The following is a 13066-nucleotide window of genomic DNA, read 5'->3' as shown; positions in this document are numbered from 1 at the left end:
CCGGCCACGGTCATTTTGGCAATCTGCACCCGCAGCATCCTTACTTTCTATCCTATGCCCGGGTCCGGCATTCATGTCACTTTCCCCGCACTTTTCGTACCACCCACAGCAATGCCAGCACCAGAAGTCCCCCAAAAAAGAAGATTGCTCCGATTCCGACTGCAATCAGAAGAATTTTTGTCACCTTCTCCAGAAATTCCCGAAGCCTGGACTTTTCCGTTTTCGTTTCAGGTTCCGCTTCCACTTCTTTTTGCGTCTCTATGCGGATATCGTTTGGTTTTTCCAGCGTTTCCGTCTCCATCTCCATCTCGGATACTTCCGACTCCAGTTCTTCTCCCTGCACTGCAGCTTTCAGTTCTTTCCACCTTTGCGGATCTACATAACCTTCATACACCACCCGGTAATCCCTAAGGAGACGGCTGCCACGCCCCACTGCATCCCGGCACGTGATCCCATCCTCATTCACATACGGTTCACCGGCCCAGCTTAACTCTGTCACTTCATAGTCCTCTGGAGAAAGACCCATATCCTGCAAGAGTTCTTCGCCATACTGCCGGACCAGCTCCGACAAATTCTCCCCGTCCAGCACCACATCTCCCATCTGATACGCATCCGCCCCATACTCATAAAACATCAGCGGAAAAGAAAAATCATCCTGCCAGTAAAGCGATTCTTCCAGCTGTTCCACCGCCTGACATGGCACAACTTCTTCCTCATTGCCAGCCAGAATCGAGACATCGATCACCGAAGGCAACGCTGCTTCTCCCTCGATTGCTTCATACAGCACCTCACGGCGCACCTTTGTGTCATCGGATGGTTCGGAATCTGCTGTTCCTGCCTGCAGTGATCTTGCTTGTGCTGGTTCTTCCTGCACTGGTTTTGCATGCACTTCAAGACAGTCTACGACTGCCATCTGGACCAGGACCAGTGCAACCCAGAGTGCGGTCTGTATCGTCTTCGTATTTTCTTTTGTCATACATTATTCCCCTATTGTTGACTATCGTTCTCTGTTCTTCCCTGTTTTGTTTTTTCGTTTTTTGCTGTTTCCTCTCTCCCCGTTTCCGCTGTTCTTCTGTTTCCGCTATTCTCCTGTTTCCTCAGTTTTCCTTTTTTCGCTGTTTTTTGCTTTCGATTTTCTTCACGGTTTTCTATCAGTCCTGCCCCTGCATTCCCTCGTTTTCTGCCTGATTTATCGTCTTTCAATACTTTTTCTATGGAAATTCCCGCCAAGAACTGGACGGGTCTGTTTTGCGCATGCCGGAAACGACAGATTGCGCCGATGAAACATCTCATCATTTACGCACATTGTACTTCGGGCAGGAACACACGTCAAGCGTATTCCTGCCCGCAAGCAGTTTGGAATGCCGCAAAATTCGACATTCCTTCTTTCTTATGATTTATATCCTTTGATTTATATTCTTTGATTTGTATCGTTTGCTTTGTATCGTTTGCTTTGTATCCTTTGCTTTGTATCCTTCGTATTCCTTATCTGTTTTTTATTTCTTAATATGATTCTTATACATGGCATCCTATTTCCGCTCCGTATACACTTTATGCTCCGTATGCACGTTCCGCTCCGTATGCACGTTATGCTTCATATACCATATGATACAGACGCTTCAGTTCCTGAAACTGTGCAGAATCCTTCAGTTCCTGCAAACCATCCAAAATCCCGTCCAGATACCAGCGATGCGACTCCCGGTGCTTTTCATTGAAACGCTGCCAGATTTCATCCCCGATCACCATATAATCGCGGGCGGTGCTGCGCATATTGCTGAGTTTGTCACCCAGAGTCAGGATTTTAACTTCGTAAGATGCCTGCTTCAAATGCGCGATCGTACTGGCCTTGCGCTCTTTCCAGCTCAGCGATTTGTCCTCGCTCTCCGCCTGTACAAACGACAACACCCGGCTTCCAAATGCTGCGCCCAGTTCTTCCGGTGTCACACTGGTATCCTCCAGAACATCGTGAAGATACGCCGCCGCAATGACTTCCGGATCGTTTGTGAGCTGCGCCACAATGAGTGCCACCTCCATCGGATGATAGATATACGGAATCCGGCTTCCTTTCCGCATCATGCCCTCGTGGGCCTTTGCTGCAAATAACGCTGCTTTCTGAATCATCGTTTTATCCCCGTTCATATGTTGATCCCTCTGTCTGTGATAAATCTTATAAAAGAACCGACCACACGGACAGCATTGTCTCCTCTTTGGCATAAAGTGAACCTTATCGGCAAGGAATGATCGAAACTTCCGCATTGTCTTTCCCTTTGCATAACGACTCCGTGCCGCCACAGTCACCATTCTGCTTCTATTCTATCACACTCCCCCGCTTGCTGAAAAGGGAAACGAAAGGAATCGTAAGAAAAGTTATCTTGTAAATCCGCCATTTTTCTGCTATGCTATTGGACAGATCATCGGGCATTTTGCCTTGCGATAAAAGGAGTTTTTTATGGAACAAAATCAGACTTCTGCTTCCCGGCGTGACCGCCGCTACCGCAGGAAAAAACAAAGCGAATGGCCGCATATTCTCTTATTTTATGTGCTTCCGTTCCTTGTATTTAACAGCATTTTATTTTTCTGTCTCACAACCAAGCCAAAACTTGCAGTTGTCGTAGAAGACACCAACGACTATCTTTCCACCAACGTCGTTCTGACTGTAAAATCCTTTTTCCCAACCAAGTCCGTCAGCATGACACTGGACGGCGAACCGTTGGAGCTGGAAAAGGGCAAAGGCCGCACCTACACTGCAACGGTTTACAAAAACGGCTCCATCGAGTCCTCTGTCGTGAACTTAAACGGCATGCCGGCTACCGTCTTCGAACACGTCAACGTATTGGATGACAACCCGCCGGAATTTTCCAGTACCGATATCCAGGACGGCGTTGTAACCATCACCGTTGCAGACAGCCAGTCTGGCATCAACTTCGATTCCATCTATGCACTGGATTCCGCAGGCGAGCGGATAAATCCGCTCAGCGTAGACCGCGCCAGCAACACCCTCTCGTTCGAGATGGATCCTGCAGGACTGCATGTCTTCGCACGCGACAAAGCCGACAATGAAGTGCAGGGAACCTTCACTTCCCATAAGGAAGGCAGTGTCGAAACCCTGGAAGGCGGCGCAGTGGATCCGGAGGAGGAAGATACCGCACAGGCAGCCGAAACGAATATGGGGGCTGACACCGCAGCCACCGTATCCGTGCAATAACAAGATCGCACAGTAAGTCAAAGGGGCGAAAGTTCCCACAGCCGCCAGGCCTGGCGGCTGTGGGAGCTTTCGCCCCTCGTTCGCTACTGTGCAATATTGTTTATTTTCTTCACCCGTCCATACGTTTCCGCCATCTCCCGGCATTTTTCCAGAAGTTCCGGTGTCAGATCCTCTTTCTTCATGCGCCAGCGCCAGTTTTTCCCAAGCGTGGACGGTTCATTGGTGCGCGCCCAGTTTCCAAGTCCCAGGTAATCCTGTACCGGAATTACCGCCAATTTTGCCACACTTGCAAGCGCCAGGCGGATGTAATCCCAGTGAATCTCTCCCTCCGGTGTATTGGAATTTCCCAGGTAGCGCAATGCAAATGCCTTCGATTCCGGCGCCAGGCTGTGGTACCAGCCCTGCAGCGTCATATTGTCATGGGTACCCGTATAGACCACGCAGTTTTTCGGATAGCGGTGCGGCAGATAGCTGCTCTCCCCGTTATCATCAAACGCAAATTCCAGAACCTTCATGCCTGGGAACCCTGTTTTCTTTACCAGTTCCAGTACAGAAGGCGTCAAAAAGCCAAGATCCTCCGCGATGATGGGCAGCTTTCCAAACCGCTTTTTCATCGCTTTAAAGAGTCCATATCCCGGACCTTTTTCCCAATGTCCAAATTCCGCTGTCTTATCATTGGCCGGGATGGAATAGTAAGCATCAAATCCTCGGAAATGGTCTACCCGCACAACATCGTACAGGCGGAAACTGTACTCCATGCGTGCCAGCCACCAGGCATAATCCGTCTTTTTATGGTAAACCCAGCGATACAGCGGATTGCCCCACAGCTGCCCCGTCGCAGAAAATGCATCCGGCGGACATCCGGCAACAGCCTCCGGCTGTCCATCCGCATCGAACTGGAACAATTCCGGATGTGCCCAGCTGTCTGCGCTGTCCATGGCAACATAGATCGGAATATCACCAATGATCTTGATTCCCTGTTCATTGGCATAGCACTTTAGCTGCGCCCACTGCTCCTGAAACTCGTACTGCAAAAATTCATAAAAGAGGATTTCATCCTGACAGAGTTCCTGATATTTTTTCACGGCTTCCGGCTTTCTCGTCCGGATCTCTTCATCCCACAAGAGAAAACTTTTTCCCTCAAAATGATTTTTTACTGCCATGTAAAAGCAATATTCCCGGGTGTCTTTTGCAAGCGCATCCTCAAATAATTCCTGCAGTTTTTTATCACTGCGCCCTTTCTTTTTCTGCTGTTTTTTCCAGCGTTCGAACGCTTTTTTTAAGAGCGGGATTCGATGAAAATACTGCTTCTCATAGTCAATATCCTGAGGATTTGTGCCGAGATCCGCCGCATCACACTCGTCTTTGCGCAAAAGTCCTCTGGCAATCAGCACTTCCAGATCGATAAAATACGGATTGCCCGCAAACGCACTAAAGGACTGGTACGGAGAATCCCCGTATCCGGTCGGTCCCAGAGGCAAAATCTGCCAATACCGCTGCCCCGCCTTTGCAAGCTGATCTACAAAGTCATATGCCTCTTTTGAAAAAGCCCCGATTCCATACTCCGACGGCAGACTCGCCACCGGAAGCAGCATACCACATGCCCGTTTCATAACCCATCCTCCTGATTTTTGCTTTTATACCTGACGCACCCGCGAAGAAAATCCCTTAAACCTCCATACGAACACGATCAGACGGAACGTCCAGTCCACAAACATCGCATACCAGATTCCCAGTACGCCCATATGAAACCCTTTGACAAACACATAGCTGAATCCAATGCGGAACATCCACATGGAAAACACCGAAACCATCATCGTAAACTTCGCATCCAGTCCGGCACGCAGCGCATGGGGCACCGTAAATGCCAACGGCCAAAGCACCATGCCGCAGGAATGGATCAGCAAAAGATTCTGCGCCAGAGTAGATGCTTCCGGAGACAGATTATAAATTCCCACCACATTGCTCCGGAAAACTGCCATGACCGCACAAATGACAAACGCCAGTCCGTAATTGATCATAAGCACTTTCTTTGTATACATTTTTGCCTGCTCTGGCTTGCCCGCTCCTACGCACTGCCCCACAATGGTGATCAGCCCAAGTCCCAATGCCACACCCGGCAGATACTGAAACGTCACCAGGTTACATGCTACCGCATAGCCTGCAATCGATGCCGTACCAAGTGTAGAAACCAGGCTCTGCAGGGCAATCTTGCCAAACTGGAACATGCCATTTTCCAGACCGCTCGGGATGCCGACCGCCAGGATCTTTTTGATCATATCCGGCTTTGGAATCAGCTGCGAAAAACTGGTCACGCAAATGCTGTTCTCGGGATTTTGCACCAGAATCACCATCACCACTGCCGCAAACATGCGCGATACCAAGGTCGGAATCGCCACACCTTCGACGCCCATGTGAAGCCCAAACACGCACAATGCATTGCCCACGACATTGATCGCATTCATGGCCAGGGAAACTTTCATGGACACTCTGGAATTTCCCATAGACCGGAACAAAGCTGCCCCGGAATTATAAAGCGCCAGAAATGGATACGACATCGCCGTAAACCAGAAATAAATCTGTGCGTTATCCATAACAGACACTTCGACCGCCCCAAAGATGAGCTGCAGCAAATGCCGGTTTCCAATAAATGCCACCGCTGCGATCATGAGAGAAAGCGCTGCAGTGATCAGGACCAGCTGTCCGGCCGCCCGGCATGCCTGCTTTGGCGATTTCTTGCCAATATACTGGGAGCAGACAACCGCTCCGCCGGTCGCCATCGCCGATAAAACCTGAATGACCAGCAGGCTGATGGAATCCACCAGCGCAACGCCCGAAACTGCGGTTTCCCCGACAGCCGCCACCATGACAACATCCGCCATGCCCACCAAAACAGCCAAAAGCTGCTCTACCAAAAGCGGTGCAAACAGACGAAATAAATCCTTTCGCGAAAACATGTCCATGCCATTATCCCCTGTATTTTCTATCCAATTTTTTCTGCAAACAGATACTTCCATCATACCTATTTTGACGCAAATTTACAAGTAGCACTTTTCATGGAGACAATTCTGGGATATACTAGGAATGTTGCTGCTGCCCGGAAAATTCCTACCCGTGTACAGCAGCACAAACTGGTTCCTGTTCACGCGTAGCGCAAACAGTAGCGAACGATTCCATACCAAAAACCACACATGATATCAGAAAGTGAGACACAATAAACTATGATCAACCCAATGAAATTGATGAAAATGAAAAATGCCTGGTCCCGTTTTACGGCCAACCACCCAAAATTTCCACGTTTTTTAAATGCGGTCGTAAGAAGAGGAATCCAGGAAGGCACTGTTTTTGAATTCAAAGTCACCTCTCCGGACGGTCAGGAACTCGTCACCAACATGCGCCTCAGTGCAGAAGACATCGAGCTCTGGAAAGAACTTTCCGAAGCCATGCGCTAAGACTTTCTGGAGCCACACGCCAAGACTTTCCGAAGCCATGCGCTAAGAAAATGTTACTGTTCCCACGCAATGTCCGCAGCAAAAAACCATACAAAAATGAGGTTTCCATGAATCAATCCGAAAATAAATCACCCAGCTTCTCCAAGAATGCAATAAAAATAATGGCGATGGTCCCTTCCATCGCCATTGCCTTTGCTATTTTTTATTTTTCCAGTCAACCGGCTGCCGAATCTACCGTTATGAGTGACGGCGTCACCGAGATGCTCTTATCCATCGCAGACAAGCTCCATCTGTTAGAACTTCAAAACATCGATGTGCTCGCAATCTGCGAACTTCTGAGTACCCCCGTGCGCAAATGCGCCCACATCACAGAATACACCGTATTCTTCCTCTCCCTGCTTTTCGGTCTGCGCACCTTTGGACTGCACGGCAAACAGCTGCTCAATGCCGCACTCGCCATCACCTTTTTCTATGCCTGCACCGATGAAATCCACCAGCTGTTTGTGCCGGGACGGGCAGGCCGTTTTACCGATGTGCTCATCGACAGCATCGGAGCTGCTGCAATCCGGCTGTTAGCGCCTATGTTTACAGGACAAAGGAAAAATCGCGCTTTCCCTTCATAACTGCATAAGCCAGAATCAAGGCATGGTCAAACGCAAGACCATTCTCTGATTCTTTTAAAGACAATTCCGGTGTAAAACGCCCCGGGATCTGTTTTTCCAAAAATGGAATCTCGATCGTCTCATTCTCTCCCTGCAGTTCCAGATTCCAGAGATGCGCCTGACCGGAAAGTTCCGGTTTCGGATATTTCTGCTTTATGTCTTTTTGCTCCAGATTTTTCTGCTCCAGGCATTTCTGCTCTGTGTTCTTTTTCTCCAGATTTTTCTGCTCCAGGCATTTTTGCTCTGTGCTTTCTGTCTCACTTCCTTGCATTTCCAGATAATCCGGATTGCTTTGCGTGTTTTCCCCAGCAGTCAGCCGTACCCGAAACCACTCTGCCGCCTTTGCGTCATCTCCTGCCTTAACACAAACCTGGCTTTGCTCTACCAATGCCAGATACGCACAGGTGATCACCCAGCGTCTCGGATCACGCCCCGGTGTGCTGAAAGTACGAAGCTGTTCCAGACACCCACACGCTACGCCGGTCTCTTCCAACAACTCCCTCTGCGCGGCATCATCCACCGATTCATCCGGATTCACAAATCCGCCTGGAAGTGCATACTGATTTTGAAACGGAGGACGCCCACGCCGGATCAAGAGCACCTGCAGATCTTCCCGCTCCTCCCCGTCATAAGCAAAAATCACCATATCCGCCGTGACCGAAGGCTTTGCATACTTCGAATCATCGTAATGCTTCACAAACTCCTGATCTTCTTTTGATAATTTCATGCTGCGATTCCTCCTCCAGGTAGATCCCATGCGCAGCAAAGCACCAGACTCAACCACACTTTTCCTCTTACCCGCTCCTCTTCTCTACTACATCCAATGCTCATCCAAACGCACGTTCGAACCATTCTCTCACGATTTCTTACTTCTTCTCCAGCACATCCAATGCACAGTAAAGCGCCGCCACATGCACAGCCTGCTCAAATACACCATCCCGCAATGCACTTCGCGCCTCACGCAAATCCATATATTCCACGGCCACATCTTCCATCTCATCAAGATGCTGCGCTGCCACCAATTCTACATCTGTGGCAAGATAACAATACGCGTATGCCGTAGAATTTGATGCGTTCGGTGCTGTTTTCAGCAAAAACTGCAGGTTTCCTGCCTGGTATCCGGTCTCTTCCAACAACTCCCGCCCAGCAGCCACTTTGGGGTCTTCGCCTTTTTCGATGCAGCCCGCCGGAAGTTCCAACAGAACTTTCTCCGCACCAAGACGATATTGACGAACCAGCACCAGCCGTTTGTCCTTCGTGACAGCAACCACCACTGCAAAATCCGGATCTCTTCTTATATAAAATGGGGCAATAATCCGCCCATCTGGCAGCTCGCAGCGTGATGCCTCAAGCTGTACCCAGGTATCCTGGAAAACGATGTCGCGGTTTAGAAGCTTCCACGCCATATCGCGTTGTTTCTCTGTATCACACGTTGTTTCTGGGGTGCATGTTGTTTCTACATTGCATATTTTCTCTGTGTTGCGCATTTTTTCTGCGTTGCACATTTTCTCTGTGTTGCACGTTGTTTCTGCGTTGCACATTTTCTCTGTATCACGTGCGCTCTCCGCACTGCACATTCTTTCTCCATCATCAGATTTCTTCGTCACCGTGTACTTCCCCCTCTTCTGCCAAAATTTGCTGTTCACGCATACATCATGCATGCCAAACAGCGAAACACCACAGCATTTCTGACGACTCTGCTGCCTTCATTATACGAAGATGAGAAAGCAAACGCAATATAGAAAATTTCTGTTCACATCTACAGCGAATACTCCTGGATCGCCGCCACGATCGCACTGCGCTGCCACTTCACGGTCACACGGCAGTTGATCTGCATTCGTTTCGGTACCGGGCTCTGCTCATCCCGCGGCCGCACTCCGATCAATGGCTTATGATATTCGTTCGCAAGATCAATCGCAAGGTCGATCCACTCCCGATACGCATCATACATCTCCGCAAAAAGCACCACACAGCCACACTCCGAAATCCGATGACGCAAAAGAAGCCGGCGCTGTTTCCGCTCCGGATCCTCCAATTCATTATTATAACTCACCGAATCATCCGTCCATTTAAAATAATTTGTCGTATTCAGCCACTCACACACCGTATCGTAACATTCCCGGCAATTTCTGGAACGGCTGATCACAATATGTCTGTTTTTCAGTACTGGCATTCTCATCCCCCTCGTCTTCGCAAAAATAAAGATAACGAAAAAGACAGTTCCACTACGGACTGTCTTTTGTAATGTAATGCCTTTATTCTACTGTACTTTCGCAAAAAGAGACACCATACTGTCAACTTTCCCGGTTATTTGTCACCTTTTGGATTGCATATCGAGGAAACGCCAGTGGCACATCTGCTGATTCTGAAAATTCCTGCCCGAATCCAGTAAGCCTTTTCTTCCTACGACTCACTTGAAACTGGCAATCTTTCTACCATCCAGCTTCCATACGGGACGCAACCTTCTCCCGGTACTTCGGGCTGATGCGGAATACTTCTCCATTCTTTAATCGGATCGCCTGGCTCTTCACCGCATCAACATACTTCAGATTCACCAGATAACTCACCTGAACCCGCACAAAATTGTAATCCTGCAGGATCTTCTCCATATCATCCAGCTTGCCGCGTACCAACGGCTTGTTGCCATTAGCCATATAGACATCGATATAATGATTCCGGCTCACCAGATACATAATCTCGTTCACGTCCCACACATGGTACTTCGCACCCTCCGGCACGATTACCTGTGTTGCGGAAATTTTTCTTTTATAGGAAATAATTGCCTGCTCCAGATCCTCATCCAGATTATTTTTTCGAACAAAATAAAGCGGATTCGTGTCAAACGAAGCAAACACTTTGTCATCATATGCGGAAACAAAAACCACTTCCCCAAAACGGCCAGAATTTTTCCACTCCCTCGTAATATTAATTCCATCCTGTTCCGGCAGCACAATATCCATAAATACCAGCTGATACGTTTTTTCGCAAGCCTCCAGCTGTTTGATACTGTTCATCCGGTCCACTTCAAATTCCAAATCATATTTTCGGAACAAGGCTTCAACCTTGATCTGCACAAGCTCTGCCAAAATTTTATTATCATCAAAAATTAACGCATTTCTCATACCTATTCTTTATCTCCCCTAGGAAGTTCATCTACCTTGTTAGTGAAACGAATTAATTATACTAGAGGGAAATATTTTTGTAAAACGGATTTCACAGATTCAGAAGTTCGCACAAAGGAGCAAGAGGAAAATGCTGAGAAATGGGGGATTTTACCATATAAACCGACATAAAATGAGGGCAAAAATCACTTTCTCTGCAGTTCTGGAAACATGCTCTTCCAAAATTGTTTTATCGCATTTTCAGCAAAAAACTGATCCCAACGTGCAAGTAACGATTGATACTGGCTACAGCCTATCTTATATTCATCTTAAAATTTCTGCAAATCTCCTACGCATAAATCGCCACTGGAATCACAATCGCTGCTGGAGCCTTAATCTGAAACTCAACTTCCGGCAAGTGTAAATTTCTAAGTTCATCGCTTTCAAATATCTGAAGCAATCCATTCAAAGTATCTGCATCCAGAATATCCAGTGTTGTCTTCCTCAATAAACTAACGCCTTCCCCATCTTCTGCACAGACCTTGATCACCTTGCCCAGGACTTTGAAGCTGCCCCCAATCAATTCCGAGATATTGTCATTTTCCAGATATTTTTCCTGCGCAGATAATACCAAGGACGCACAATTGCTCTTCAGTACAAAATCCATGGTCTCCGTAACACGAAGCTCCTCCAGCAATGCTTCCATCTGCTGAACCTGAATATCTTCCTGGTTCTTTTTCTGCGCCATCTGCTTCTTCTGCCCAACTGCAGCCACAGTCGGTTCCGTGAAAATTTTACTCATCCGGTAAACCGAAATGAACTTTTCTAAAATATCGATCAATGGATTTTTCATCAAAGCGCCTTCCACCTCAATGAAATCTCCCGTATGAATTTCACGAATGTTTAGCGGATCTGATGCCATACAGGTAAGCATATCCTGCTCGATCAACTGTCTGCGAAATTCCGAGAACAGCGATGCACTCGTATGGAAACGCGCTTCCTTGCTCACCCACTGATCTTCCTGTTTTTTCTCTCCGGAGGCTTCTGCTCCGAGTTTGATTTTCAGCACACGGCTCAGCAAACTGCCCGTATTCATTTCTGCTTTCGTGGTTCCACTCACTGCATTGCTGTCCTGGGATGTCGTACTGATCTCGCTGACCATGGAAAATCCATTCTGCAGGATTGCAAGCATATCCAGCACGACTTTCTCATTTAAGTAAACCGGCAATACCAGATGCTCTCGTTCTGTCATATTCTCTCTCATATGGTAACCTCCTTTTTCCTAAGATTACCACAGACAGAGTCTTTTCTCGTCCGCTGCCAGCGGACAACCTGCCCTCCGGTACTGCTTTCTTAACCGCTTTCTCAGCCTCCGAGAATACTTATGATCAATACCGCTGCACATAAAAACAAGAACAAATACCCACATCCAAATAACGACTGTTTCCAGACACTGCCTTTCATTCCAGGAAATTTTTTCCGCATCTTCGCATAATTTCCCACAAAAAATACAGAAAACAGCATGTATATCCACACCATGATCCGGTTTACCCACAGAGCATATCCGCTATACAATGCTCCGTTTTTATCGTGAAACTCCATCCCCAGACAACAATACGTGATCATCCAATAGCCAAACACCGCTGTCAGAATCTTCCAGATACGCCCGGTCCGAAAACCAACAGGCAGATACCATTTTGGGGGATATAGTCCCTTATATTCTTTTCCGATATTTTTTCGTTTCCTTTTCCGTGAATCATTGTTCGGATCCATTTGTGGTTTTTCCTGTGTATGTCTCTTTGCACCTGCTTTTTTCTCTGCATCGTTTTTTCTCTTCACATTGGCATTTCTTTCTGTTGTCCCAGAATCCTTCTTTTCCGATAAACAACAGCGTTTCAGTGCCATTTTCAAATCTTCCACGCTCTGATAACGGGCCTCCGCATCCATCTGGATACAGGTCTGGATCACCGCTCCTAATGTTCCCTCATATCGTTTATTTTTAGGAAAGTCTCCTGTCAAAAGCTTATTTAATAGAATGCCAAGCGCATAGATATCCGTGCGGGCATCCGACTGCCCAAAACCATACTGCTCCGGCGCAGCATAGTCCCGGGTTCCCATCAGATAAGTGTCTTCCATCTGCCCCGCCTGGACTTCTTTCGCCGCATTAAAATCAACCAACTTGATCACCCCATCATTGCTGATCATAATGTTCGACAGTTTCAGATCCCGATGAATGACCGGTGGCTGAAGGCTATGCAGCTGCTTCAGAATCTCGCATAGCTGCAGCATGAACGAAACAGCGGTATCCTCCTGCACGCTTCCATGTTCCTCCAGATATTCCTCCAATGTTTTTCCGTGAATGTATTCCTCGATCACAACCAGTTTCTGATCCTGCTCCACGCTGCAATAAATCTTTGGAATCCCTGAAATCTCCAGCGTCCTCAGGCGTTCGTACACCTTACGGTTATACAGATCGATTTGTTTTTTTACACACAGCTGCCCCGTCTCCACATGACGCACCAGATAGACTTCTTTTTTCTCTTTCAGGCGATCCAGCACCCGGTAGCAAGACAATTCATACTCTTCCTGTAATGTCATATTACAAACTCTTTTCCCCTTATTTATCTTCTGATATAATGATGTTGG

14 protein-coding genes are annotated in these 13066 nt (G+C 47.7%); 3 read left to right on the top strand and 11 right to left on the bottom strand.

Features of this window, described 5'->3' with window-relative positions; translation table 11 throughout:
- Positions 1 to 76 precede the first annotated feature (76 nt).
- The 3 genes from DWZ40_RS07790 to DWZ40_RS07780 all read right to left on the bottom strand — a co-directional run bounded on the left by DWZ40_RS07790 (position 77) and on the right by DWZ40_RS07780 (position 2139).
- Positions 77 to 976: a hypothetical protein gene (locus DWZ40_RS07790; RefSeq protein WP_118542371.1), complete on the bottom strand. Its 900-nt coding sequence runs from the start codon at positions 974 to 976 to the stop codon at positions 77 to 79.
- Between the two features lie 11 nt (positions 977 to 987).
- On the bottom strand, positions 988 to 1230 hold the full coding sequence (locus DWZ40_RS07785; protein WP_147354155.1) for a hypothetical protein: 243 nt from the start codon (positions 1228 to 1230) through the stop codon (positions 988 to 990).
- A gap of 357 nt (positions 1231 to 1587) precedes the next feature.
- On the bottom strand, positions 1588 to 2139 hold the full coding sequence (locus tag DWZ40_RS07780; RefSeq protein WP_347560060.1) for an HD domain-containing protein: 552 nt from the start codon (positions 2137 to 2139) through the stop codon (positions 1588 to 1590).
- Between the two features lie 310 nt (positions 2140 to 2449).
- Here DWZ40_RS07780 and DWZ40_RS07775 point away from each other — a divergent pair, with 310 nt between their 5' ends.
- Positions 2450 to 3205 carry a hypothetical protein gene (locus DWZ40_RS07775; protein ID WP_118542367.1) on the top strand — a complete coding sequence of 252 codons (756 nt, stop codon included), beginning with the start codon at positions 2450 to 2452 and terminating at the stop codon, positions 3203 to 3205.
- Between the two features lie 83 nt (positions 3206 to 3288).
- On the opposite strand, the gene malQ is transcribed toward DWZ40_RS07775, so the two are convergent.
- Positions 3289 to 4818, bottom strand: coding sequence for a 4-alpha-glucanotransferase (gene malQ, locus DWZ40_RS07770; protein WP_118542365.1), 1530 nt, complete (start codon positions 4816 to 4818; stop codon positions 3289 to 3291).
- Positions 4819 to 4842: 24 nt separating this feature from the next.
- Entirely contained in the window at positions 4843 to 6168 is a 1326-nt protein-coding gene (locus DWZ40_RS07765; RefSeq protein ID WP_347560059.1) for an MATE family efflux transporter, read from the bottom strand.
- A gap of 270 nt (positions 6169 to 6438) precedes the next feature.
- Between DWZ40_RS07765 and DWZ40_RS07760 the strand changes: the two genes are divergently transcribed.
- Positions 6439 to 6657 carry a hypothetical protein gene (locus DWZ40_RS07760; RefSeq protein ID WP_243035265.1) on the top strand — a complete coding sequence of 73 codons (219 nt, stop codon included), beginning with the start codon at positions 6439 to 6441 and terminating at the stop codon, positions 6655 to 6657.
- A 107-nt stretch (positions 6658 to 6764) separates the two neighbouring features.
- Entirely contained in the window at positions 6765 to 7280 is a 516-nt protein-coding gene (locus DWZ40_RS07755) for a VanZ family protein (protein WP_182431663.1), read from the top strand.
- Here DWZ40_RS07755 and DWZ40_RS07750 read toward each other — a convergent pair.
- The 6 genes from DWZ40_RS07750 to DWZ40_RS07725 all read right to left on the bottom strand — a co-directional run bounded on the left by DWZ40_RS07750 (position 7243) and on the right by DWZ40_RS07725 (position 13018).
- On the bottom strand, positions 7243 to 8046 hold the full coding sequence (locus DWZ40_RS07750) for an NUDIX hydrolase (protein ID WP_182431662.1): 804 nt from the start codon (positions 8044 to 8046) through the stop codon (positions 7243 to 7245). The two genes, DWZ40_RS07755 and DWZ40_RS07750, sit on opposite strands and share 38 nt — an antisense overlap.
- A 139-nt stretch (positions 8047 to 8185) precedes the next feature.
- Positions 8186 to 8725: an NUDIX hydrolase gene (locus DWZ40_RS07745; RefSeq protein ID WP_243035263.1), complete on the bottom strand. Its 540-nt coding sequence runs from the start codon at positions 8723 to 8725 to the stop codon at positions 8186 to 8188.
- 353 nt (positions 8726 to 9078) lie between these two features.
- Positions 9079 to 9492 carry a TIR domain-containing protein gene (locus DWZ40_RS07740; RefSeq protein WP_118542357.1) on the bottom strand — a complete coding sequence of 138 codons (414 nt, stop codon included), beginning with the start codon at positions 9490 to 9492 and terminating at the stop codon, positions 9079 to 9081.
- 259 nt (positions 9493 to 9751) lie between these two features.
- Positions 9752 to 10441: a LytTR family DNA-binding domain-containing protein gene (locus DWZ40_RS07735; RefSeq protein ID WP_118542355.1), complete on the bottom strand. Its 690-nt coding sequence runs from the start codon at positions 10439 to 10441 to the stop codon at positions 9752 to 9754.
- A 328-nt stretch (positions 10442 to 10769) separates the two neighbouring features.
- A complete protein-coding gene (locus tag DWZ40_RS07730) occupies positions 10770 to 11684 on the bottom strand; it encodes a hypothetical protein (protein ID WP_118542353.1) in 915 nt (304 codons plus the stop codon).
- Positions 11685 to 11785: 101 nt separating this feature from the next.
- Positions 11786 to 13018 carry a serine/threonine-protein kinase gene (locus DWZ40_RS07725; protein WP_118542351.1) on the bottom strand — a complete coding sequence of 411 codons (1233 nt, stop codon included), beginning with the start codon at positions 13016 to 13018 and terminating at the stop codon, positions 11786 to 11788.
- Positions 13019 to 13066 lie beyond the last annotated feature (48 nt).

The organism is Clostridium sp. AF32-12BH (assembly GCF_003477935.1).
In the GTDB taxonomy this organism is placed as follows: domain Bacteria; phylum Bacillota; class Clostridia; order Lachnospirales; family Lachnospiraceae; genus Brotaphodocola.
This window is presented reverse-complemented; position numbering and strand designations above follow the sequence as displayed.